Raw genomic sequence first — 26,310 nt, 5'->3', positions numbered from 1 at the left:
TGACAGATTCTATCATCAGTAAATTACCATTATTTAATCATAAATGTTTGGGCAATATAGACTTAAACCAAATAATCATTAAGATGTGACTTCACAAGTTCAATATGACTTGATTCATTTGTGATTGCTGCACCATTTTTAAGTGAGTATTCAGTCAAGCTCTCAAGGTCTTCCTTGTCTGCCATGATGTTGGCACCAATTCCTGTTTCGTAGCTGGCATAACGTTTGGCTTTCAAATCTGACAAGAATTTATCTGCACGAATTGCTGCTGCTCCTTTGAGACCACGGGCATAAGTATCAAAACCTGCAATGTGAGCTAAGAACAAATCTTCTGGCGCAAATGATGATCTACGAACTTTTGAGTCAAAGTTAATCCCACCAGGCGCAATCCCATTGTTTTCCAAGATTTCAATCATGACAAGGGTAGTATCAAAGACATTAGTTGGGAACTCATCTGTGTCCCAGCCCAATAACACGTCACCTTGGTTGGCGTCGATTGAACCAAGCGCATCATTGATACGCGCCACTGTCAATTCATGTTCAAAGGTGTGACCTGCTAAGGTCGCGTGGTTCCCTTCAAGATTGAGTTTGAAGTCATCTTGCAAGTTGTATTTCAAGATGAAGGCAAGTGTTGTTGCCGCATCGAAATCGTATTGATGTTTGGTTGGTTCTTTTGGTTTTGGTTCGATCAAGAATTGTGGCTTATGACCAATTTTTTCGCCATAGGCAATCGCCATTTTGAAGAGACGGGCGATATTGTCTTGTTCAAGTGCCATGTCTGTATTTAAGAGTGATTCGTAACCTTCACGGCCACCCCAGAACACATAGTTTTCGCCACCAAGTTTTTTAGAGATGTCCAAGCCTTTTTTGATTTGGGCTGCTGAGTAAGCAAAGACATCCGCATTATTAGATGAGCCTGCACCATTGACAAAGCGTGGATTTGAGAACAAGTTGGCTGTGTTCCAAAGTAATTTAATCCCTGTTTCAGCCATTTTTTCTTTGATGAGGTCAGTGATGATGTCCAAGTTTGAGAAGAATTCTTCCAACGTATCGCCTTCTGGTGCGATGTCAATATCGTGGAAACAGAAGTAAGGGGCATCGAGTTTGACCAAGATTTCAAAGAAAGCTTCAACACGATTTTTAGCTGTTTCAAGTGGTGTTTCACCAAACCAAGGACGTTGATTGGTTGGGTTACCAAATGGATCTGAACCATCTTGTGTCATCGTATGCCAGTAGGCGATTGCAAAACGAAGATGTTCTTTCATCGTTTTACCTTCGATTACTTCTTCTGGATTATAATGACGGAATGCGAAAGGATTTTGACTGTCGACACCCTCATACTGAATTTTCTCTACATTTGGAAAATAGACCATTTTTTCTTCCTCCTACTCGACTTTGCGAGTTAAATATTTGATTAGAACGACAAGTTCGTTTGATGAACTAACTTACAAAGATAATTGTAACCGTTTTCAATTATCTTGTCAAGTACTTTTTTGATAAAAATTTTAAATATTTTGTCTACAATTATCCAGCACTTGCTATAAAAGGGTTACGGCTGAACTCACGTCATAAAAAAAGCCTAAAGTAAACTTTGGGCATAATCTTATAGAGAAAATTTTAAAATATGATCTTGTAACCCCAATACATATCTTGAAATCAGCGCAACAGCACCTAACATTGAAGCATCTTGTACGGATGAATCAGAGATGATAAGGTCAGGCTTATGCACGCTATTAAAACGGTCAACATTGACCAATGTTTCTTGAGCAATTTCTGGACAGGTATCAAAGATTCTTGAGGTTATAAAGATAGCTTGCGGGGCATAAAGTTGATTGAGATTATAGATAAAAGCTGCAATCGCCATCTCCCATTCCTCGATTAGTGGCATCACTTCAGCATCTTGATGAATTAACAACTCCAAAAATTCTTCTCGAGAAATAGTGTCTACTTTTTTAATCGTTGCCACACGATCAATAATCGCATTTTCAGAATACAAGTCTTCTAATCTCGGCAAATCTCTATCGCCAGTTAGATTAGCTTTTGCATCATAGACGATGGTGCGTCCGACTTCACCCGCTAGCCCATCAACCCCTCTAAAAACATAACCTTCACACACGATACCAACGCCAATCCCATTATGAATATTCAAGGCGATAAAATCTTTATATTCAACTTCTTCGTTATAGACATGATAGTCCCGATAGAAAATCGCAGCCAGATTAGCTTCGTTCTCGATTAGAACAGGGACATCAGTTAATTTTTCCAGTTCCCCCACCAAGTCAAAATCTTCAAATTCAAAGAATGGACTATAAATAATATTGTTATTAAAAACCGGTGCGTGAACAGCAATCGCGATACCAACTAATCCCTTAATCGTATCCTGAACATCCAGTGATTCAATGATCTTTTTCATCTCTGAGAAAACTGTGGCAACTTTTTTGGATTTAATATCAATCGCACCATCACTGATTATTTCGCCACTCAAGCGATTAATGGTATAACGTAGATGTCTCACACCCATATCGAAAGCTAGTACATAACCGTATGCTCGATTGAAACGTATCATACTTGGTTTGCGACCACCAACATTTGACGACTCGCCAATCCCTAATTCTTGAACAAAACCTTCTTCTTCCAAATCAAGAAAAATCGATGAGACCGTTGACTTTTGTAACCCAACTGCTTTAGAAATCGAACTTCTCGATGTTTTTTCTGAATTGAACAGTGTTTGTAGAACTAACTTTCGATTATTTTCTCTAACAACGTCTAGATTTGCTTTTTTAACCATTTTACTTACCTCTCGTCTAATCCTCTATAGGTTATATTATAGCAATTTTTATTAGTTCGGTCAACGAACTTTCATTATATTTTAATATTTTCATCGATTCAAGTCTTTCAATCTTCAAAAAAAGAGGTTGCATCCTCTCAACCTCTTCTTATTTCCTCCGCAAGTTACCGTGCTTTAATAACCATTTACCCTTTGAGGTAGTGTTTCCACCTGACACTTGATTGATGCTTCAGCAGCCAGTCGACAACCGTTTTTAACAAATTTAAATTTTGCTCATCTAGCATGCCCTCAATATCGTGAGCAGGCACATATCCTGCCACTTTTCCGCTGCCATAAAAATGTCGCCAACCCGCAACGGATTCACCCGCATCCGAAAAACTCCGTAGGAAAATATGCGTATAATCATCAACAAGACCCACTTGATAATGTTCATCCTGAATAACAAATTGATTTGGCGACTCCGCTATATCACACTTGTAGGTGACCGGCATAGCCTCCGGATGCTGGATAAAATAGCCTTTTAGCATTTGAATATAGCCCGAATCAATCGGATAGTTAGACATACCTGAGTGTAGCGCAAGCCAGCTGCCGCCATGATCGACATAAGTCGTGATCAAATCACTTATTTCCGGCGTCAGCCATTCACTTATGTCTGTTTGTCGAGGCGTCCGTTGATTTTCAACCGATAGGATCATGAGGTCTGGATTTTTAGAAAGTGCTTCAGCTAAAGCATCTATAGGGATATTTTCATAGATAACTGGCTCATCTAGCAAACTTAAAACACGCTGAAGATACTGATCGGTGTCCGTTCCTTCATGATAATAATCTCCTGTAATACTAATGATTGTTTTGACCATTTTAGTTGACTCCAAATCTATAATGAATTGTCTTGGCAACTTTTTCATCTGGCGGAAGTGCGATACTTCCCCATTCTGGATGATGTGGTAGATCAGGCAACTCTTGAAACTCAATTGCTAACCCCAGTTCTTTAGCCATTGGATGATAATTCACTTGGGTATCGCGATTCCAGCCACTTGCACTGTAAATGATAACACTTCCTGCCTCGCTCATCACGTCCAGTCGTCTGCCACTCACTTCATCGTACAAGGTGACTTGGTTTTCACCCGCATGGTCATCAAAAACAAAAGCTGTATCCAAGCCGTTTGGCAGCTCGTTTAGCGCGTTTTCTAATGGTATAGCTGTGGTGAAATCGTAGGCCGTCTCTGCTACCGGTAAGAATGTGCCTGTCGGAATCAGCTCAGCATCTGTTTCTAAAATATGGTCGGCCGAAATTTCAAGGATTTGTTGTCGAATATCCGTTTTCAACTCACCACTAAGATTAAAATAGCCATGATTAGTCGGATTGAAAAAGGTGTCAACCGGTGATTCTCCAGTAAAAGTAATGCTGAGATACTCATCAATCAAATGATAAATGACTTGTGTCGTAATCGGACCAGGGAAACCAGATTGATGATCGATATAACTGAAAATGACAGTAATCTCATCATCTGTTTCTTGCCAATCCAAGTCCCATTCTTGGAATGACCAGCCTTGCGACCCACTATGGAGTGAATTATCATTTTCGTTTGCTTCTAAGCTTAGTGAGCCAATTTGCGCTTGTTTAATTCGACCAGCGACTGGGCCTACGGTCGCACCAAAATACTGTAAATCAGTGGCTAATGCTGAAATTGGTGTCACATTGAGAACGACATTTTCAGCTATACCATATCTATCCCTAGCCAAGACACGATATAAATGTGCCCCATAAGCAACTAATTCAACTGTAAGACGCTCATTTTCTATTCTAACTAGCTGGGTTGTCTTCCCCTCACCCATGCTAACCTTTTCGACTTTTACACTCATATTTTTACCTTTCTGCGATTTCACCCTGTGAAATCTTGAAACTCAACATCCACTCTTGGTTCGATTGATGGTTAACAAAAATATGCACTCCCTTGACAGCAGGGAACGCATATCTTTTGCATTATGTCGTCTAGTACCTAGATTATATAATAAATATTGAATAGAGAATCGCAGTTGATTAGTTATCAAAATTAGCTAAGGAGGCACAATATTTGTATCGCAATCAAGTTATCAACAAGTGGTTAGGTGTTGAGATTGGCTACAATTCTCTAGAACAATCAGGTTAAATTAAGACCAGTGCCAGTTTTCAACTTCTGGAATATCTTCACCGTTGGCACGGATGTAGTCATGGTGGAAGTTAATGGTATCGGTCATTTTTTGTGAAAATGCTGATGCTTCATCACCAAAAACGGCGTTTGCGGCATCTTGTGCCAAGTGGAAACGATCCATTTCACTAAAGACACGCATATCAAATTGGGTTGTGATATCACCATTTTCACGGTAACCATGGATAAAGACATTGTGGTTATGACGATCAAAGAAGATGTCACGAATCAAGCCTTCATAACCATGGAAGGCAAAGACAACCGGTTTATCAGCCGTGAAGTAAGCATCAAATTGGTCGTCAGTCAAACCGCGTGGATCAACATTTGGATGGCGCAATTTGAGTAAATCAACGACATTGACAAAGCGAATTTTAAGCTCAGGATAAGCCGCTTTAAGAATCGTTACCGCAGCAAGCGCCTCTAAGTTAGGCTCTGTACCTGCAGCAGCAATGACTAAATCAGGTGCTTCGTTTTCAGCGACAGTTGATGCCCAATCAATCACTTTCAAGCCTTCTTTAACTAAGATTTCAGCTTCTTCAGTCGAATAGAATTGCGCACGTGGTTGTTTCGAGCAGACAATCAAATTAATCAATTCTTCTGATGCCAAAGTTTCAGCCATGACAGCCAACATGGTATTGGTATCTGCTGGCAAGTATTCCCGGATAAATTCTGGTTTCTTCTCAGACAAATGCGTCAAGAGACCTGGATCTTGATGGGTATAGCCATTATGGTCTTGTTGGAAAACAGTTGAAGTTGCGACCAAGTTAAGCGATGGGTAGTGCTTACGCCAAGGTTGTTCTTTAGCCTTACGCAACCATTTGAAATGTTGGGTAATCATCGAATCGACAACACGGAAGAAAGCTTCATAGCTAGCAAAGAATCCGTGACGCCCTGTTAGGACATAACCTTCCAAGAATCCTTCACATTGATGCTCAGATAATTGACCATCAATGACACGACCAACTGGTGAGACCCATTCATCATAGTCTTCTTTTTTAGCCCCCAACCATTGGCGGTTGGTCACATCAAAGACTGATGTTAGTCGGTTTGACTTGGTTTCATCTGGTCCGAAAATACGGAAATTATCAGGATTAGCCACGATTAAGTCTTTGACATATTTACCAAACTCAACCATGTCTTGCGCTGAAATACTGCCTGGCTCAAAGTCAAGCGCGTGTTTTTTCCAATCTGTGATGACCATCGGTTTCGGATCAATTCCACCATTTGTCACGGGATTAGTTGACATCCGACGATCACCTTTTGGCGAAATCTCACGGACTTCATCGCGAATTGTCCCATTTTCATCGAATAACTCTTCTGGCCGATAAGATTTCAACCAATCAACGAGGGCATCAATTTTTGCCATATTGTGGGCATCCACTGGAATTGGGACTTGGTGCGCACGAAAGCCCCCTTCAATTGGTTCGTTATCCCATGATTTTGGTCCTGTCCAACCTTTTGGTGTCCGAACGATCAGGACAGGCCAAGCTGGCATTGTTGCCTCTTCTGCTTTGCCTTTTCGCGCTTCTGTTTGAATGGCCTTGATTTTTTCAATTGCTTGGTCCAATCTTTCCGCCATAACAGGATGGACTTGCGTCGCATCAGTGCCTGACACAAAGATCGGATCCCAACCGAGCCCTTCAAAATATTTGGTTAAATCAGCATCCGATTTACGTTCCATGATTGTCGGATTCGAGATCTTACCACCATTGAGGTAAAGAATGGGTAAAACTGCACCATCATTGACTGGATTGATGAAGGTATTTGAAAACCAACCTGCAGCAAGCGGGCCTGTTTCAGCTTCACCATCACCAATAACTGTCGCTGCGATCACGTCTGGATTGTCTAAAATCGCACCTGTTGCGTGAGAAAGCGCATAGCCTAACTCGCCACCTTCGTGGATAGAACCTGGTGTTTCTGGGGCAGCGTGGGAAGCAATCCCACCAGGGAATGAGAAAATTTTACATAACTGTTTGAAACCAGCTTCATCTTGTGTGATTTCTGGGTAAATTTCAGTATAGCTGCCATCAATGTAGGAATTGGCAACCATGACCTGACCACCATGACCTGGGCCTTCAATGTAGAACATATTGAGGTCATATTTATTAATCGCACGATTAAGATGGGCATAAATAAAGTTTTGACCGGCAATTGTTCCCCAGTGACCAATCGGATGATTTTTAACATCTTCTTTTTGGATTTCTGTTTTTAATAAAGGATTGTTTTTCAGATACATTTGAGCAACAGCGATATAGTTAGCTGTCCGCCACCAAGCATCAACTTTCCCAAGATAGGTTGCCGAGTTATAATCTGTCATTTTCTTTTCTCTCTCCTCAAATAGTAAGTAAATTATCTATAAATTTTAGTTTAAAGCCAATAAGTCATGACTCAGGTTTTTGGTTACGCCATAAACCTGAGAATAAAGGGCATATAGTTTGGCATAGGCCGCTACATGTTCAAGGTTTGGTGTGAACTCATCTTTATAATGGACAAAGACTGCCGCAGCTTCAGCAGCGTTATCAAACCAACCTGCACCAATGGCAGCAAGCATCGCAGCGCCAAGTCCTGGTCCTTGTTCAACTGTCAAATTCACAATCGTTGCATTGAAAATGTCAGCTTGCATCTGTAACCAGTCAGGATTTTTTGCACCACCTCCGACAGAAACGATGCGATCAAAATGACGACCAGCAACTGTTTCCATCATCACTTGGGAATCCTTGAGCGAAAAGGTAATCCCTTCAAGCACCGCCTTAGCAAAATGCGTCAAAGTGTGATGCGTATCAATACCGATAAATGCCCCCCGAATTTGACTGTCCACATGTGGTGTCCGCTCGCCAACAATATAAGGTGTGAATAACAAACCATCTGCACCTGGTTTGAGATCAGCAATGCCACCGAGCAATTCTGGAAAACTTTGATCTGCTGCGAAAGTATTTTTGAACCAATCCAAGCTATTGCCAGCAGCCAATGTCACACCCATCGAGTAGTAATCGCCTTTGGCCGCATGGTTAAAGAGATGGAGTTTGCCTTGGTAATCTGCAAGTGCATCGTTTTCGAATGATAAGAAGACACCACTCGTCCCAATAGAGCACATGCCTGCACCATCTTGAATAATACCCGACCCAACAGCCGCACACGCATTATCCGCCCCGCCTGCGAAGACCGGCACATCAACCTCAAAGCCAAATAGCGCCTTGACATCATCCGTTAATATACCAATCTGATCCTGCGATTCAAAGAGTTTTGGCAAGCGCTCAACTGGGATATTGAAATTGTCCAAGATTGGCTGCGCCCATTCTTTTTTGGCGATATCAAGTAGCAAAGTTCCTGCTGCATCTGAGAAATCTGTCGCAAAAGTTCCTGTTAACCAAAATCCCAAATAATCTTTGGGCAACATCATGTAGCGGACTTTTTCCCAATTCTCAGATTCATTTTCTTGAATCCAGAGGATTTTTGGTAAAGTAAAGCCTTCAAGGGCAATGTTTTTGGTGAGACCTAGGACTAAATCGCCTGCTTTTTCTGTGATTTCTTGACATTGCTTGGTCGTCCGTACATCATTCCAAAGAATAGCTGGTCGGATGGACTGTTTATTTTCGTCTAGCACTACCAAACTGTGCATTTGGCCCGAAAAACTGATGCCCTGAAGTTTGGTTGTCATGTCTGGAGTCTTTTGAATCAGCGCTGCGATGACTTTTTTCGCTGCCTCAAGCCATTGGTCTGGCTCCTGTTCACTGAATCCTGTTTGCGGTGTTAAAATCGGGTAAGCTGCACTTGCTGCTCCAACAACATCGCCCTTTTCAGTCATTAATAAACCTTTGAGCGAGCTCGTCCCTAAATCAATACCTAATACATATGCCATATCCTGTCCTTTCTGCGCTGGTACTTCGTCCAAGCGGGGTCATTCGTGATAACATCTTTTTTAGTTCGTTTTCCGAACTAACTTACAATGTTATTGTACCCTGAGCCTTTTATTTTGTCAAGACTTTCACGATATTTTTTTAAAATTTAACAAAAAACTGCACCCCAGCAATTTGAGATGCAATTATTCAATATAAATTTACTCCGTCCGTAGTAAATCAAACTGCGACTGATACAAGTGGTAATAAGCGCCTTTTGCTGCCATCAAATCATCATGACTACCAGACTCCAGCAGGCTACCTTGGTCAATATAGAAAATACGATCAGAATTTTTGATGGTTGATAGTCTGTGGGCGATAATAAAGGACGTTCGTCCAACCAAGAGTTTGTCTAATCCATCTTGTAGCAAAGTCTCTGTTTTGGTATCAATGCTGGAAGTCGCTTCATCCAAGATCAAGATTTTAGGATCCGCTAAAAGCGCCCGCGCAAATGAAATCAATTGACGTTGGCCAGCCGATAAAGTGCTGCCTCGCTCTTTGACTTCGGTGTTGTAACCGTCCTTTAAATCTACGATGAAATCGTGTGCCCGTACAATCTTAGAGGCTGAGATAATCTCTTCTTCCGTTGCGTCTAATTTACCGTAGCGAATATTCTCCAGTATGGTGCCCGAGAAGATAAAGGTATCCTGTAGCATGACGCCCATTTGCTTACGTAGGGATTGCAAGGTCACGCGCCGAATATCGATGTCGTCTATCAAAATCTCACCTGAATTGATATCATAAAATCGGCTGAGGAGGTTAATCACGGTTGTTTTCCCTGCACCGGTAGGCCCAACTAGCGCGATAGACTCACCTGGCTGCACATGGAAGGAAATGGCTTTGAGAATTTCTTTTCCAGTTTCATAGCCAAAGGTCACCTGATCAAAGACGACATCTCCCTTAATCGTTGGTAGCTCAAACGCATCTGGGGCATCTTGAATGTCTGGCTCGACATCCAAGGTCTCGAAAATCCGCTCTAAATAAGCTGTTGCGGTAATGAGTGAGTTATAGAAATTCCCGATATTAATGACAGGATTCCAAAAGTTATTAATATACCCAATGAAGGCAATCAGGGTTCCCGTCGAAACGTCCACACCAATCCCTTTAATCCCCATAAAGTAAATCAAACAGGTCGTCATGACAGAAATATTTTGTACCCCAGGCCACATGAGAAACTGGATATAAATCGCCTTCATCCAAGAAGTCTGATAGGCACGACTCACCTTGGAAAATATTTTAAAGTTTTCGTCTTCACGTGAAAATGACTGCGTAACCTTGATCCCTGAAATGCTTTCATGAATATAGGCATTCATATTAGACTGTTTATTGCTCAACCTTTGATAGGCCTTGCGTTGGGCATTTTTAATAACCATGACAAAGACGAACAAGATCGGCAATAAAATCAAGCTATATAAGGTCAGTTTAAAATCAATAGCAAACATGAAAATCAAGGTCACGATAACACTGAGCATATCTGAAATCAGATTAATCAAACCATTGGACAGGAGATCACTCAGTGAATTAATGTAATTGACCACACGAATGAGAATCTTCCCATGAGGCCGACTATCAAAGTAAGAAAAAGGAAGCTTTTGCAAATGCTGAAAGATATCAAAGCGCATATCCTTCAGTACATCCTGACCAATGATGGTAATCGATTTAATCCGATAACGCATACACCAGCCCATAACAATGATGGATACAATGAAGGCCGCTGTGATCAGCCAAAGCATCCCCAGATTTTTCTTAGGAATGACATCATCAATCACTAGTTTTGTGAAAAAAGGACCTAGCATGGACGCAATATTCGCGATAAAGATGACGCCTAGGGTCCTAAAAATAGACTTTTTATAAGGCGTGACATATCGAAAAAGTCGCTTAAAATGCGCGGCGTTAAAGCCTTCTTCTAGTTCTTCATCGACATCGAATTTATTTCTAGCCATTGTCCATCACCCCCATTTCTAAATCAAAATTTCCTAGCTGCTTATTATAAACCTCGTAGTAATAGCCTTTTTGCGCCAGTAAACTCTCGTGATTACCTCGCTCGACAATCTTACCGTGCGCCATGATAATAATCTCGTCAGCATCCTTAACCGAAGAAACCCGATGGGCGATAATAAAGGTCGTCTTATTCGTCGTAATTTTATCCAACTCTTCCTGAATCTTGGTCTCGGTCTCCATATCAACAGCTGATGTTGTATCGTCCAGAATCAAAATCGATGGATCTTTCATCAAGGCACGCGCCAAAGAAATCCGCTGTTTCTGACCACCTGACAAACCAACACCACGCTCACCGACAATGGTATCGTAGGCATCCGGCATCTGCTCAATAAAGCGATTGGCATCCGCAATTCGCGCCATTTTCCGAACTTCATCTCGATCAGCACCCGGCACACCAAAGGCAATATTTTCTTCAATGGTATCAGAAAACAAGAAGATATCCTGCATGACGAGCGCGATATGGTCGCGTAACTCCCGCACATGCCATTTGCGAGCATCAACCCCATCAATCTTAACAACGCCAGAAGTTGGATCGTAAAAGCGGGCAATCAAATTGACCAAGGTTGACTTACCAGATCCCGTCTCTCCAAGAATCCCAATGGTCTGACCTGGTGCAGCTTTTAATGAAATATGTGATAAAGCTGCCACCTCTGGCGCATCTGGAAAGTGGAAAGAGACATCTTCAAATGCCACATAACCTTTTAGATCCTTGGCAGATTTCTCCGACTGAACCGGAATTTGTGTTTCTGCCTTAAGCATATCCCGAATTTTGAAAGATGAGGCGATAAAACGTTGGACGTCATTAATCAACCAGCCACTCATCCGCATGGGCATATCCAGCATCCATAAGACACCACTGAACGTCACCAGATCGCCTAGTGTCATCTGACCACTGATGACGAAATATCCACCTAAAGCAAGCGTAATCACCGCTAAGCATCCCGCTAGGGCATCTAAGATGGGTAAGAATTTTCTAGAAACATTGGCAGAGTCAATATTGCGTTGTCTAAAGTCATCGTTATGCTGATTAAACTTTTCGATTTCAAAACCTTCACGGGTGAAAGCTTTGACGACGCGATTTCCGCTGATGTTTTCCTCGACCATTGAATTCAGACGTGAAAAACTTTCCCGAATTTCATAAAACAAGGGACGCGCTTGGCGTGACATTCTAGTTGTTAAGTAGCCGATCAGCGGTGTCACCACAAGTAAAGCCAACATTAAGCGCCAATCAATCGTCGCCATCATAATCACTGCCGAGATGAAGAGCAGGGCATTTTCTAACATGGTATAGACAACCCAAGAAACAAAATGCCGAATCGCATCTGTATCCCCAGTCATCCGAGCCATGATATCACCAACGCGCGTTTGATTAAAGAAGCTAAAATCCATCTCTTGTAGTTTGACGTACAAATCCTCACGAATTTTATAAAGTGTATTCTGACCGATCTGCTCAAACAAAATTTGATAGGTATAGCGCATGATAATCCGAGCAATGACAACACCATACATGGTTGCCAAAATGGGCACCAGTAGATTGGTTTTCCCTTGATCAATGACGAGATCTACTAATTTGCCGCCAAAAAGCGGGAAAACAATTGCTAATGCAGAGGTGATGATGACCAAGATCAGCGCAAAAAAGATACTCCACTTGTAGATCTTGGCATATTGCCAGACCCATTTAATACTATCCATAAATTCTCCTACTAATTCCTGCTGAAACAATGAAATAATAACATATTTTCTATCTTGCTAAAAGTAAGCGCTGCCATTTTTTAAGGCGCAGACAGGTTCATTGTACCAATTAAGTACCTGCTTGTAAAGTTTTAACTCATAAAAAAAAGCAAGCTTTCAAAAGCTCACTTTTCTTTCGTTTTAATCAGATCATAGTCATCTGATTTATTTCGCTTCATACCAAGTCTTGCCACTATTTTCATCAACTAAGAGTGGGACTTTTAGGTCGATTGCTTCTTCCATGGTTGTTTTAACCAAGGCTTTAATCGCATCTAGTTCATCATGTGGGACATCCAATACGATTTCATCGTGTACTTGTAGCAACATTTTGGCTTGGTAGCCACCTGCTGCTAAGGCGCGATCAAGGTTGATCATGGCCACTTTCAAGATATCAGCTGCTGATCCTTGAATGGGGCTGTTAATAGCTGTACGCTCTGCGAATGAACGGACAGAGAAGTTTCTTGCATTGATTTCTGGTAGATTACGTCTTCTGTGATAGAGGGTTTCGACATATCCTTTATCCTTAGCACTTCTAACGATGTCTTCCATATATTTTTTAATATCAGGATAACGCTCAAAATACGTGTCAATATACGTTTTGGCAGCTTTTCTAGTAATCCCCAGATTATTAGACAGACCGAAATCAGAAATACCGTAGACAACACCGAAGTTAACGGCTTTGGCATTACGACGGTCATTTGGCGTCACATCTTCTGGTTTCTCAATACCAAACACGCGCATCGCCGTTGCCGTATGGATGTCAGCACCATCGTTAAAGGCCGCAATCAAATGTTCATCCCCTGAAATGTGGGCAAGAACCCGTAATTCAATCTGTGAATAGTCACTTGATAGTAAAACTGACTCTGATTTTTCAGGTAAGAAAGCCTTGCGAATCTTACGACCTTCAGCCAATCGAACTGGAATATTTTGGAGATTGGGCTGCACACTTGACAGACGACCCGTTTGGGTCAAATCCTGAATATAGCGCGTATGAATCTTGCCATCAGCCATAATCTCACCGAGCAGACCTGTAACATAGGTTGACTGGATTTTAGAAATTTGACGGAACTTCAAAATCTTATCAACGATTGGTGCTTGGGGTGCTAACTGTTCCAGGACGTCAACAGCCGTTGAATAACCTGTTTTGGTTTTCTTAATGACCGGTAGCTGCATTTTTTCAAATAGAATGACACCTAGTTGTTTCGGTGAGTTGATATTGAAGGTCTCACCTGCAAGCTCGTAAATTTCTGCCGTCAAATCAGCAATGACTTTTTCATTTTCCAAGCCGATTTCACTTAGGACACCGCCTGACACTTTAATGCCTACCATTTCCATCTTGGCAAGGACATTGGCGAGCGGTAACTCCATATCCGATAGGAGTTTTTCCTGATCATTTTCTCGTAGCTTATCAAGCAAGGCTGCTTTTGTTTTGACAAGGATATCTACTTTTCGAGCGAGATGATCATAAAGGACATCATCAAATGGCACCGCACGCTTAGCGCCTTTACCATAGACCACATCATCGTCTGGTAAATTCAGACCAAATAAATCTGCAATCGTTGAAATTTTATTATTTTCAATCGTCGAATAGAGGTATTTGGCAAGCATGGTATCAAATGCAACCAGCGGATAGTCGATGCCATGGCGGCCTAGTAAGACCTTGTTTTTCTTGAAATCAAAGGTGTTTTTAGGGAAATGGAAGTCTTTGAGTAGATCGACGTTTTTTGAGACATAAATCGTCTTGTCATCACCCCAAGCAAAACCAATAATCGGTTCACGTTGGTAATCCTCACCCAGAATTTCCAGATAGAAAAATTGATCATCATGAAACATGTCAAGCGTCACAGCGTCTTCAACAACTGTAAAGGCCAGTTCTTCGATTACCTTTTCAGTCACACCTTCGAGGTCTTCCAAAAATTTCTGAAACCCCATCTCTTGATAAAATTTCTTGAGTCTGTCATAGTCAGCGCCTTGGAAAATCGTATCGTCCAGTTGGATTTCGATTGGTGAATCCAGATCAATCGTTGCCAGTTCTTTTGACAAGAAAGCTTGCTCACGATCATTGATCAAGTTTTCTTTCATTTTAGACGTTTTCATGCCATCGACATGATCATAAATGCCTTGGAGCGAGCCGTATTCTAACAGTAATTTGATCCCGGTTTTTTCACCGATTTTGGTTACGCCAGGGATATTATCTGACTTATCACCCATGAGGGCCTTCAAGTCGATAAATTGTGCCGTTGTTAAGCCTAGTTTTTCTTTCAGGTAAGCCGGCGTGTAGGTTTCAAGTTCAGCCACACCCTTAATCGTGATTTCCACCGTCGTTTTATCTGTGGTCAGCTGGGTCAAATCTCGATCGCCTGAAACAACCGTTACCGCATCAAAGCCACCATTTTCGGCCTGGGTCGCCAGAGTTCCGATGATATCATCAGCCTCATAGTTAGCCAGTTCATAGTGCTTAATCCCTTGGGCCTCTAGCATTTCTTTGATAAATGGCATCTGCTCTCTGAATTCATCGGGCGTTTTCGCACGCCCACCTTTATAGTCAGCGTACATTTCCGTCCGAAACGTCGTTTTACCAGCATCAAAAGCGACGAGCACGTGTGTGGGTTGGACTGAATCCAAGACGTTGCGCAACATGGTATGGAAGGCAAAAATCGCATTAGTGTGCAAACCAGATGGCGCAACAAAGCGGTCAATCTGCGTGTAAAGCGCAAAAAAGGCCCGAAAAGCAATGGATGAGCCGTCTATTAATAGTAGTTTTTTTTCTGTAGTTGTCATGTCTCTATTTTAACACAAAAACGGACATCTCTCCGATGTCCGCTTTAGAATTTACACAAATTGACTTATTGTCGATTGTCCTTGATTTTGACGACCACACGAAATTGGCGTTCAGGATGACTTTCTTTATTAACAAATTGAATGCGGGATTCGAAAATAGCGCTGTGACCATAATATAAGAGATTGCTCAGTAAAATATTTTTAGCGCTAGGCACATAACCCAATTTTATATCTTTAAAATAGATGGCAACTGCTTCTGGATCATGTGGGTTATCTGCCTCTACGATTAAGCTGACTTGCTGGCCTAAAATTAACTGGTCAATAACATCCAAGCCATCATAATAGGCGAAGCGTGCGATATGGAAGTCCATAAAATGGCGGCTAGGTTCCCATTTATGATTCTTGAACGACTCTCTGATTTTCTCTGCTTGACTTGTCATGTCTTCTCCTCCTCATACGAATGATTTACTAACGACTTTGCTTTTATTTTAACAAAAAAATATCGAATTTACTGTTTTCAAAATAGCGCTTTCATTAACAGATGATGCTAAAAAAGAACCCTCTTTCGAGCGTTCTTTGACCATTATTTGAACATTAGGCTTTTGTTTTATCTTGTCGATAAACTTTAATCACAAAGTACAAAATCGCAAACTCCAGAGCAGCCATCATCAAGAAAAGGATTAAGGCATTTCGCGACCCGTGTTGGGTACCGATGACTTTGGAAATGGCTGATTTTTGACTGAAAGCGATGATAATGGCCGTAATGGATGTCCCAAAAGCGCCTGCAAATTGTTGCAGGGTCATAATGGCTGCATTACCATCTGTCTGTAAGTCCTTGGGTAACTGTGCTAGACCATTTGTCAAGACATTCCCTGAAGTCAAACCAAAGCCGATACAATAGACAGCAAATAGAATTGAAATCGTGAGATTAGTCAAGTTGCCACTCATCAAACAGAAAAGAACCAAAGAGATGATTGATAAGGCAGTCCCAAATAAAATCGGTTTAGCTGCACCAATAGCATCGTAAATACGACCACTAAAGGAAACGCAGACCGCATTCAAAATCGTGCCCGGCAAGACTGCTAGTCCTGCTGCAACAGCTGAGTCTCCATTGACTAACTGGATATAGTTAGGTAGCACAAGATTCAAACCTAATAAAGAAGCTAGCAAGATAAAAGAACTGATCGCGTGCCCATCAAAGGAAACGTTTTTGAAAACATCCAGATTGATCAAAGGACTGGTTTGACGACTAGAGCGATAAATAAAGAGGCCGAGCCCGATCGCCCCCATCACAAATGCGCCTAAAACGTGCAGGCTAACAAACGGCATACTACTTATATTACTAAGACTGTATATAAAACCAACCAGTGTCACAACGATCGCGACAAAGCTGATTACATCTAACTTAATCTTCTGCGGTGCCGTTTTTTGCTCAATGGTCATGATCCCTAAGATAAAAGAGAAAATCAAGATCGGAAGGAGACAGATAAAAATATAACGCCAACCGAGTGAACTTGCCATCACACCACCAAAAGTAGGTCCGACTGTTGGGGCAACAGCTGTAATCAAGGTTCCAAGACCAATCATGGTTCCTAATTTTTGACGTGGGACTTGCTCCAAGATGATGTTAAACATCAAAGGCAAGGCAATCCCCGTCCCAACGCCTTGGGCAAAGCGCCCTAATAATAAAATCGAGAAACTTGGTGCTATAATATCCATCACCACCCCCGCTATAAAGCAGATATTAGCGACGATAAATAATTTTTTAAGTGTGAAGCGACGTTTCAAAAACGAAGAAATTGGAACAGTTGCTGCGACGACTAATAAATAGAGCGTCGTCATCCACTGAACGGTTGAAATGCCAATATTAAATTGCTCGATCAAAATCGGAAAGGTGATATTCATCGCCGTTTCAACTGTAATACCGGCAAAATTAAGAATACCTGTTGCTAAAATCGCCGCAATTAACTTAGGCGATATTTTTTCGTTTGTCTTATCTGTCATCATGTTTCTTTTTGAACCTCCTTGTTTTTATCCTAGCTTATTATTCTAGCGGATAGCGACTTATTTGATGAAACAAGCAGACTATCTTAAAGCCATCTCCTCATCATACCACATTCAAACTTTTTTATAAAGAAAAACCGACTCAAATTGTATGATCTGAGTCAGTCTCTCTTTTTTCATCTTAAAAAATATACAAGATGATTATGATATTTATTTATCTAGTTCAGCGTACAACAACTCTTGAACAACTTGTGGATTGGCTTGTCCTTTAGTTGCTTTCATAAGTTGACCAATCAAGGCTTTGGCAGAATTTTTGTTGCCGCCTTTGTAGTCGTTGACAGCTTTTTCATTCTTAGCCAAGACGTCTGTAATGATTGGTACCAAAACAGCAGGGTCTGAGATTTGAATCAAGCCAGCTTTCTTAACGAAGGCTTCAGCAGAACCGCCATTTTTCGCCAATTCAACGAAAACTTTCTTGGCAATTTTTGATGAAATCGTGCCGTCAGCGATGAGCTTGAGCATTTCAGTCAAGTTTTCTGGTGTTAAACCAATTTCTGAAAGCTTTTTACCCTCAGCGTTAAGGTATTGTGCGACTTCACCTTGCAACCAGTTAGATGCCAATTTCGCATCCGCACCCGCATTAACTGCGGATTCGAAGAAATCAGCCGTGTCTTTTGCTGCTGTGATTTGTGCCGCATCGTAGTCAGAAAGCCCTAGCTCAGCCACATATTTAGCACGACGTGCTTTCGGAAACTCTGGCAAGGTCGCCCGAACTTCATCGATCCACTCATCTGAAATCTCAAAACGTGGTAGGTCAGGTTCTGGGAAGTAACGGTAATCTGACGAGCCTTCTTTGACACGCATCAAAGTCGTCTCACCCGTTTTTTCATCGTAACGACGTGTTTCTTGCTGGATCACACCGCCAGAGCGCAAAACTTTAGCTTGACGCGCCACTTCATATTCCAAACCTTTGCGAACAAAGTTAAAGGAATTCAAGTTTTTCAACTCAGTTTTTACACCAAACTCTTCTTGACCATAAGGACGTAGAGAAATGTTGGCGTCACAACGCATTGAGCCTTCTTCCATCTTCACATCAGAGATGCCGGTGTACTGGATAATTTCCTTAATTGCAGTCAAGTAAGCGTATGCTTCCTCAGGTGAGCGCATGTCGGCTTCTGATACGATTTCAATCAAAGGGACACCTTGACGGTTTAGGTCGACGTAAGAGTAACCGTCTGTACCGTGTGTGTTTTTTCCTGCATCTTCTTCTAAGTGGGCACGTTCAATCCGAAGTGTCTTCTTAGTCCCGTCTTCCAACTCGATTTCAATTGACCCATTATAACCAATCGGCTCATCAAATTGTGAAATTTGGTAGGCTTTGGGATTATCCGGGTAGAAATAGTTCTTACGGTCGAAGTGCATGTTTTGGTGGATATCCATGTTTAAAGCAAGCGCTGCTTTAATCCCAGACTCGATGACACCTTTATTCATGACAGGTAAAACACCTGGAAAACTCCAATCGACAATATTGGTATTCTCATTTGGTCCTGCACCAAAGTGCGCAGGCGCTGGTGAGAAAATTTTCGAGTTGGTGTTCAACTCGACATGGACTTCAAGTCCAATGACTGTTTCAAAATTCATTTATTTTTCTCCATTTATTATTCGGATCAATGCCTAATCGATGTATTGCTTACCTGTCTGAGATAGTTCATCTAGCAAGTTCAGTTGTGAGCGTGTATTGCGCTTTTCAGACAAGGGAACAGTCAAGGTCTCCAAGTTAAAATAATCGGTTTCTGACGTTTCACTATTCACTTTAAAGTCTTGGCTTAATGCGCGACATTCAAAGACAAACTTATAATACTGGCGTCCTTGCGGCTGCCACTTATTCGTGTCAAAAACAGCTAATAAGCGAACAACTTCACCTGTGACACCTGCTTCCTCAGCTAACTCTTTGAGGACATTCTCGCTGGGCGAAAAACCAATTTCACCATATCCACCAGGTAAGGCCCAATCCCCTTTGGCTTGATCACGAACAAGCAAGACATGGCCAGTTTCGTTTTTGACAAAGGCTCGGACATCAATCATCGGTGTTGGATAATGGCTAGTCGGCAAAAATAAATCACTAAGTTCTGCTGGCGTTAAATCTGACAAATCGCCTGTTAAGTCACGCAAGACACTTTTGATATCCTGATAGCGTTCCAAATCAAAGGCATTCTTGCCATAAATCAAACCTGCATCAGCAATCGCATTCAACCGCTTAATCAATTGGTCAACTGACATATTTAGGCACCAAAAATGACTGGCTTATTTTTATGGAAATCAGTCGTCGCTTCAAAAGCTGCTGCTGCTTGGTAAATCGTTGCTTCGTCAAAGGCTTTACCAATGATTTGCAAACCTACTGGCAAGCCTTCAACTTGACCTGCAGGAATTGAAATACCAGGTAACCCTGCCAAATTGACTGGAATTGTCAACAAGTCAGCCAAATACATAGCAAGGGGATCATGTCCTTGTGTATCTAAATCATAGGCAACTGTTGGTGCTGTTGGACCGATGATGAGATCGTAGTTTTCAAAGACTTTTTGGAAGTCTTGCATGATCAAAGTCCGAACTTGTCCAGCCTTCTTGAAGTAAGCATCATAGTAACCAGATGACAAACTAAACGTGCCAAGCATGATGCGACGTTTCACTTCTTCACCGAAACCTTGCGAGCGTGTTTTAACATAGATATCTTCTAAGTCAACCGCATCTTCTGCACGGAAACCATAACGGATGCCGTCAAAACGTTGCAAGTTTGAGCTGGCTTCTGATGAAGCGATGATGTAGTAAACAGCCACGCCATATTTGCTATGTGGCAAGCTTACTTCTTCAACAATCGCCCCGAGTTTTTCAAAGTGTTTAGCCGCAGCCAAGACTTGTTCTTTTACCTGAGGATCGATCCCTTCACCTAAATATTCTTTTGGCAAGGCAATCTTCAAGCCTTTAACATCTTGACCGATTTTAGATGTGAAATCAGGCACTGCAACTTTTGAAGAGGTTGAATCTTTTGGATCGTAACCTGACACAGCGTTGAGCAAGAGGGCGTTATCTTCAACATTTTGTGAAAATGGTCCGATTTGGTCAAGTGATGAGCCAAAGGCAATCAAACCAAAGCGCGAAATACGACCATAAGTTGGTTTGAGACCAACCACACCATTGAATGATGCAGGTTGACGGATTGAGCCACCCGTATCAGAACCTAGTGAGAGCAAGACTTGATTAGCCGCAACAGCTGTTGCAGAACCACCTGATGATCCACCCGGTACTTTCGTTTCATCCCAAGCATTTTTCGTTGGTTTGAAAGCTGAATTTTCAGTCGAGCCACCCATAGCAAACTCATCCATGTTGGTTTTACCAACGATAATCATGTCGTTGGCATATAATTTTTCGACAGAAGTCGCATCAAAAACAGGCTCATAGTTATAGAGCATTTTTGAGGCAGCTGTCGTCAAAATCCCTTTAGTTGAGATATTGTCTTTCACAGCAATCGGAATACCAGACACTGGGTTTGAAGCATCAATCCCACGTTCGTCAATGGCAGCAGCCTGTGCAAGCGCGGCTTCTTCTGTAATCGTGATAAAGCTGTCAACTTTCCCTTCACGATCTTTGATATCCTTCAGTGTTGCTTTGGCAAGCTCAACTGCTGAAATTTCTTTATTGACCAGTTTATCATGGAGTGCTTTAATCGTTGTCATGCTTAGTTATCCTCCATAATTGCGGGTACTTTAATAAAGCCATCTTCAGCTTCTGGCACGTTTTTGAACAATTCGTCACGATCCCATCCTGCAACCGCAACGTCTTCACGCCAAGCATTGATATTATCTGCCACATTTGATGTAAATGGGACACCTGTTGTATCTACTTCTTCTAATTTCATAAACATATCAACGATTTTTGTCAATGTGCCAGCAAATTCAGCAGTTTCTGCTTCATCAAAGGCTAATTTTGACAAATTCGCAACGTGTTTCACGTCATCTTTTGTGATTTCCATTGATTTCTCCTCTGTTTTTTTCGGGAATCAAACCTATAATTTCATGTTTCATACTCATTTAACTCAAGAAAAGGAACAAATTTTTGAGCTAGTTTTTTGCCAATTCGGTCAACGGCTAAGCGATAAAATCGCCAAGCCACGTTACCCATAGCTTTTCCGTAAGTCGCTAAAGCGACAACTTCAATGCCAGATGCGATAAGGCGAAGACGTACAGGTGAACGGCAAGACTTATCAACGATGAAGTGGCGGAAAATAGCCCAAAAATGTTTGTTTTATTTGGTTAATTGAGTATATTATATCAGTTTTTGACACTTTTAGTCAAAATCAATATCCAAAACTAATTTCAATTCGTTTAATTGTTTCGGGTCAACATCGCTCGGTGAATCCATCATCAAGTCAACGCCAGCCGCACTTTTCGGAAAGGCAACAACTTCGCGGATGTTCTCTTCACCAGTCAAGACCATGAAGATACGCTCAAGACCAAAGGCACATCCAGCATGTGGTGGCGCACCAAATTTGAAGGCTTCTAACATAGCCCCAAATTTTTGCTCAACAAAATACTTGTCATACCCAATCACTTCAAAAGCTTTATACATCACTTCTGGATTATAGTTACGAACAGCACCTGAACAAATTTCATAACCATTCATGACCATGTCATATTGGTCTGCCTTAATCGCCAACTTATCTGCATCTGTTTTCGCTGCCTCAAGCGTTTGAACGCCGCCTTTTGGCAATGAGAATGGGTTATGACCAAAGTCAACTTTGCGATTTTGTTCGTCGTATTCGTAAAATGGAAAATCAACAACCCAGCAAAGTGCTACTTTATTTTTATCTTTAAGGTCGTAGAAATCCGCAAATTCATTACGCATCCGACCGAGTACACGGTTAACGATGGCAGGTTTACCCGCACCAAAGAAGACGATATCGCCATCTTCAGCACCCGTTTTGGCTGTAATTTCAGCCAGTTCAGCTTCTGTCAAGAATTTAGCAATCGGTGATTTGATGCCGCCATCAACGTAAGTCAAGTAAGCCAAACCGCCGGCGCCTTCTTTTTTAGCAATCTCTGTGAAGGCATCAATTTGTGAGCGTGACAAACTAGCCGCACCTTTAACACAAATCGCTTTAACTTTTTTAGCATTTTTAAAGACAGCAAAATCAGTCGTTGCAAGCGTTTCATCCAAGTCAACCAAGGTCATGCCAAAGCGCAAGTCAGGTTTATCGCTACCATAGATGTTCATGGCATCTTCGTAGGAAATACGTGGGATTTCTTCTGAAACAAGTGTTTTACCCGCGAAATCTTTAACCAGATTTTGGATCAAGACTTCCATTTCAGTCCGAATTTCTTCACCATCTTCTACAAAGGCGCGCTCTAAGTCAAGCTGGTAGAAATCACCATAAAGTCTGTCCGCACGTGGATCTTCATCACGGAAACATGGCGCGATTTGATAGTATTTATCAATACCACCGACCATGAGCAACTGTTTAAACTGTTGAGGTGCTTGTGGCAAGGCATAGAATTTACCAGAATGGATACGACTTGGGATTAAGAAGTCACGCGCACCTTCTGGTGAAGAATTAGCCAAAATCGGCGTTTGCACTTCCAAAAAGTCTTGGTCTTCCATGAAACGGCGGATAAATGATAAATATTTCGCTCGTTGTTTCAAGGTTTCTTGCATTTTAGGACGACGCAAATCCAAATAACGGTATTTCAAACGCAAATCTTCGCTTGATTTATTACTTTCATTGAGTGAAATTGGCAAGGGCTGAGATGCATTCAAAATCGTCAGTTCATCTGCGACTAACTCAATCTCACCCGTCGCCAAATTAGGGTTGGCAAGGCCTTCACCACGCGGACGAATCGTCCCTGTGACTGAAATGGCATATTCATCACGCAAATGTTCCGCAGCCGAAAAATTTGCAACTTTTTCAGGTTGAATCACGACTTGCAAAAGACCAGAAAAGTCACGCAAGTCAATAAAAATAACCCCACCGTGGTCACGACGTGAGTTGACCCACCCTTTTACCGTCACGGTTTCGCCCTGCTTCGAGATTGTTTCAATTGTTTTTGTTCTCATATTTTCCCTCTACTTGTTATCGTGCTTAACCTATTTTACCATAGGCGAGCTTTGATCTATCTTAAAATTTAGTTTTTTTTAGTCATTTGAAACAATGGTGTATGACCCTAGTACAACGATGTTTTTGCTATCACCATTAGACACTAGACCACTGTTTAAGCAATTGACCTATAGAAACTTAACAAAAAATAGCACCCAAAAATCGTCAGAAAAGGACGAAATTCGTGGTGCCACCTTAATTCGTTGTCAAAAGACAACCTTATTATGCTTTATTTAATTGTAGTATACGCGTTTAACCCTAAAAACTAACACTTTTTAGAGTTAAACGCGTATAAAATAGTGTTCTTCACCAGAATCATCAGGCGCTATTCCCAGCTTCAAGCGCTCTCTTAACTGATTTGATTCTGCTTACTCCTATTTATTAAAAGTTGCGACCTTCAAGTTTTTCATAAATACCTGAATTGACAACTTTAAGGTAAGTTCCCTTCATGCCAAGTGAACGAGATTCGATAATCCCAGCTGACTCTAGCTTACGAAGAGCATTCACGATCACTGAACGTGTAATACCAATTTTATCAGCAATTACTGAAGCTGTCAAACGGCCTTCGATACCACCTAATTCTTCAAGAATCGCTTTAACAGCTTTCATTTCAGAATAAGAAAGTGTGCTAACTGCCATATTAACTGCTGCCGCCTTACGGATGTTTTCTTCCATCTTCTCGATTTGAAGATTTGACAATTGAATCCCGATAACTGTTGTTGCCAATTCAACCAAGACAAGATCATCATCACTAAACGCTTCTTCATTGCGCCAGATGATAAATGTTCCTAAACGCAAGCCACTACCATAAATCGGTGCAACTGTTGTTTTACCATGCGGGTGATCTTTGACAACTTCTTGTGGATAAAGTGATAGCATCGCATCTGCAGGTAAGTTAGCTTCAGTATCATAAGTACGTGATGCGACTTGAACGTACTCATCTGATAACTTGCGTTCATCAAACATCGCTTCAACACGGTCGTTGTTTGTCTTGTATGGCATGGCATAGCCAAGCACAACACCCTTGCCATCGATGACAACAGAGTTACAATCAATTACCGCTGATAAGCGTTCTGATAAGCCATTGTACGGTAATTCTTCGCTAGAATTATTGAGTCCTTCTTGCAAAATCGCCGTGATTCTTCTTGTTTTTTCTAATAAAGTAGTCATACTTCTCCTATTTTTAAAAGTTTCTATAGCTTTATTATAACAATAACAAATCAGAAATACAACAATATTCAGAAAATTATTTATTGTTTTCTATTTTGAAACAATTTACTGGCGATATTTAGACAAGAAACGAGTCATTTTCTCCTGAATCTGAGCTAATTCATCGACACGTGGCATATAAACGATTCGAAAATGGTCTGGATCTTTCCAGTTAAATCCACGACCATGAACCAACATGACTTTTTCTTGTTTGAGGAAATCTAAAACAAATTGTTCATCATCATGAATATTATACATAGCTGTATCGATTTTAGGAAAGATATAGAAAGCTGCCTTAGGTTTCACCGCTGAAATCCCTGGAATTTCATTCATAGCTTTATAGATAAATTCGCGTTGTTCATAGATACGACCACCTGGTAGCAATAACTCATCAACAGACTGCGTGCCACCTAACGATGTTTGAACGACTTGTTGTGCCAACACATTTGAACATAAACGCATATTAGCTAGCATATTTAAGCCTTCAATATAGCCCTGAGCCCGTCTCTTATCCCCTGAAAGTATCATCCAACCCACACGGAAACCAGCCACTCGGTGTGATTTTGATAAGCCATTCATGGTCACGACAAACAAATCTGGTGCCAAAGTCGCGATTGGGACATGTTTAATGCCATCCATGATGATACGATCATAAATCTCATCCGAGAAGATAATCAAATCATTCTGACGTGCGATTTCAACGATGTCTAACAAGACCTCTCGTGGATAAACAGCACCTGTTGGATTATTAGGATTAATGATGACAATCGCCTTCGTATTAGACGTGATTTTTGACTTGATATCATCAATATCTGGATACCACTCTGCTGATTCATCACAAAGATAGTGCACCGCATGACCACCGGCCAAGCTAATTGATGCCGTCCAAAGGGGATAGTCTGGCATTGGGACTAGAACTTCATCTCCAGTGTTTAATAGACCATTCATGGACATAGAAATGAGTTCACTCACACCATTACCGGTGTAAATGTCATCAACGTCAACATTTGGAAAACCTAGGACTTGGCAATACTGCATAATCGCTTTACGCGCGCTAAAGATCCCTTTACTGTCTGAATAGCCCTCACTATCACGCGCATTCATGATTAAGTCACGAATCACTTCATCAGGCGCTGTAAAGCCAAATTCAGCTGGATTACCAGTATTGAGACGTAAAATTTTCTCACCATTCGCCCGCATACGATTCGCTTCGTCCAAGACTGGGCCCCGAATATCATAAGCAACATGGTCAAGTTTTTGAGATTTTTCAAATGTTGTCATAGGTGTCGCTACTTTCTCGTTAGTTTTTTCCGTTAGTTCGTCCAAATTTATGTCATATAATACTGCCAGTTTTTTAAGACTTTCTGCTTTAGGCTTGGCATTCCCTTTCTCCCAAGCCCAGTATGTTGGCTTAGAAACGCCGATTTTTCTGGCGACCTCTGCTTGACTAAAGCCAGATTGCTCTCGCATTATCGTTAGTTTATTTTTGATTGTCATATGCACCTCGTTAGTTTTTAATAAACTAACGTTAGTTTACTACTTCCGTGGTTATTTGTCAAGCTAAAT

At 41.4% G+C, this 26,310-nt stretch carries 18 protein-coding genes; all 18 read right to left on the bottom strand.

Going from position 1 to position 26,310, the window contains the following annotated elements; genetic code table 11:
• Positions 1 to 62: 62 nt before the first annotated feature.
• The 18 genes from xylA to LRA01S_RS00730 all read right to left on the bottom strand — a co-directional run bounded on the left by xylA (position 63) and on the right by LRA01S_RS00730 (position 26,241).
• Positions 63 to 1,373, bottom strand: a complete 1,311-nt coding sequence (gene xylA, locus LRA01S_RS00815; protein ID WP_061773754.1) for a xylose isomerase — start codon at positions 1,371 to 1,373, stop codon at positions 63 to 65.
• A gap of 230 nt (positions 1,374 to 1,603) precedes the next feature.
• Positions 1,604 to 2,788 (bottom strand): ROK family protein, encoded by a 1,185-nt coding sequence (locus tag LRA01S_RS00810; RefSeq protein WP_061773753.1) that lies wholly within the window; start codon positions 2,786 to 2,788, stop codon positions 1,604 to 1,606.
• Positions 2,789 to 2,973: 185 nt separating this feature from the next.
• The gene (locus LRA01S_RS00805; protein ID WP_061773752.1) at positions 2,974 to 3,645 is read right to left on the bottom strand and encodes a type 1 glutamine amidotransferase family protein; all 672 of its coding nucleotides are present in this window, start codon (positions 3,643 to 3,645) and stop codon (positions 2,974 to 2,976) included.
• 1 nt (position 3,646) lies between these two features.
• A complete protein-coding gene (locus LRA01S_RS00800) occupies positions 3,647 to 4,651 on the bottom strand; it encodes an aldose epimerase family protein (RefSeq protein ID WP_061773751.1) in 1,005 nt (334 codons plus the stop codon).
• A gap of 288 nt (positions 4,652 to 4,939) precedes the next feature.
• Positions 4,940 to 7,294 (bottom strand): phosphoketolase family protein, encoded by a 2,355-nt coding sequence (locus LRA01S_RS00795; RefSeq protein WP_061773750.1) that lies wholly within the window; start codon positions 7,292 to 7,294, stop codon positions 4,940 to 4,942.
• 45 nt (positions 7,295 to 7,339) lie between these two features.
• Complete coding sequence (gene xylB / locus LRA01S_RS00790; RefSeq protein WP_061773749.1) at positions 7,340 to 8,836, bottom strand: xylulokinase; 1,497 nt, start codon at positions 8,834 to 8,836, stop codon at positions 7,340 to 7,342.
• 198 nt (positions 8,837 to 9,034) lie between these two features.
• Positions 9,035 to 10,816 (bottom strand): ABC transporter ATP-binding protein, encoded by a 1,782-nt coding sequence (locus LRA01S_RS00785; RefSeq protein ID WP_061773748.1) that lies wholly within the window; start codon positions 10,814 to 10,816, stop codon positions 9,035 to 9,037.
• Positions 10,809 to 12,566 carry an ABC transporter ATP-binding protein gene (locus LRA01S_RS00780; RefSeq protein WP_061773747.1) on the bottom strand — a complete coding sequence of 586 codons (1,758 nt, stop codon included), beginning with the start codon at positions 12,564 to 12,566 and terminating at the stop codon, positions 10,809 to 10,811. The genes LRA01S_RS00785 and LRA01S_RS00780 overlap by 8 nt, the downstream gene beginning before the upstream one ends.
• Positions 12,567 to 12,770: 204 nt before the next feature.
• A complete protein-coding gene (polA, locus tag LRA01S_RS00775; RefSeq protein WP_061773746.1) occupies positions 12,771 to 15,386 on the bottom strand; it encodes a DNA polymerase I in 2,616 nt (871 codons plus the stop codon).
• 65 nt (positions 15,387 to 15,451) lie between these two features.
• Entirely contained in the window at positions 15,452 to 15,826 is a 375-nt protein-coding gene (locus LRA01S_RS00770; protein WP_061773745.1) for an HIRAN domain-containing protein, read from the bottom strand.
• 154 nt (positions 15,827 to 15,980) lie between these two features.
• Entirely contained in the window at positions 15,981 to 17,393 is a 1,413-nt protein-coding gene (locus LRA01S_RS00765; protein WP_239519093.1) for an MFS transporter, read from the bottom strand.
• A gap of 207 nt (positions 17,394 to 17,600) precedes the next feature.
• Positions 17,601 to 19,031 carry an Asp-tRNA(Asn)/Glu-tRNA(Gln) amidotransferase subunit GatB gene (gene gatB, locus LRA01S_RS00760; protein WP_061773744.1) on the bottom strand — a complete coding sequence of 477 codons (1,431 nt, stop codon included), beginning with the start codon at positions 19,029 to 19,031 and terminating at the stop codon, positions 17,601 to 17,603.
• Between the two features lie 33 nt (positions 19,032 to 19,064).
• A complete protein-coding gene (locus LRA01S_RS00755; protein ID WP_061773743.1) occupies positions 19,065 to 19,670 on the bottom strand; it encodes an NUDIX hydrolase N-terminal domain-containing protein in 606 nt (201 codons plus the stop codon).
• Positions 19,671 to 19,672: 2 nt separating this feature from the next.
• Positions 19,673 to 21,121 carry an Asp-tRNA(Asn)/Glu-tRNA(Gln) amidotransferase subunit GatA gene (gatA, locus tag LRA01S_RS00750; protein WP_061773742.1) on the bottom strand — a complete coding sequence of 483 codons (1,449 nt, stop codon included), beginning with the start codon at positions 21,119 to 21,121 and terminating at the stop codon, positions 19,673 to 19,675.
• Positions 21,122 to 21,123: 2 nt separating this feature from the next.
• The gene (gene gatC / locus LRA01S_RS00745) at positions 21,124 to 21,417 is read right to left on the bottom strand and encodes an Asp-tRNA(Asn)/Glu-tRNA(Gln) amidotransferase subunit GatC (RefSeq protein WP_003140469.1); all 294 of its coding nucleotides are present in this window, start codon (positions 21,415 to 21,417) and stop codon (positions 21,124 to 21,126) included.
• Between the two features lie 314 nt (positions 21,418 to 21,731).
• Positions 21,732 to 23,495 (bottom strand): aspartate--tRNA ligase, encoded by a 1,764-nt coding sequence (gene aspS, locus LRA01S_RS00740; RefSeq protein WP_061773741.1) that lies wholly within the window; start codon positions 23,493 to 23,495, stop codon positions 21,732 to 21,734.
• Between the two features lie 421 nt (positions 23,496 to 23,916).
• Entirely contained in the window at positions 23,917 to 24,705 is a 789-nt protein-coding gene (gene codY, locus LRA01S_RS00735) for a GTP-sensing pleiotropic transcriptional regulator CodY (protein ID WP_061773740.1), read from the bottom strand.
• A 105-nt stretch (positions 24,706 to 24,810) separates the two neighbouring features.
• Entirely contained in the window at positions 24,811 to 26,241 is a 1,431-nt protein-coding gene (locus LRA01S_RS00730) for an aminotransferase class I/II-fold pyridoxal phosphate-dependent enzyme (RefSeq protein WP_082785334.1), read from the bottom strand.
• Positions 26,242 to 26,310: the final 69 nt, after the last annotated feature.

The sequence above is a fragment of the Pseudolactococcus raffinolactis NBRC 100932 genome (assembly GCF_001591765.1).
Classification (GTDB): domain Bacteria; phylum Bacillota; class Bacilli; order Lactobacillales; family Streptococcaceae; genus Pseudolactococcus; species Pseudolactococcus raffinolactis.
This window is presented reverse-complemented; position numbering and strand designations above follow the sequence as displayed.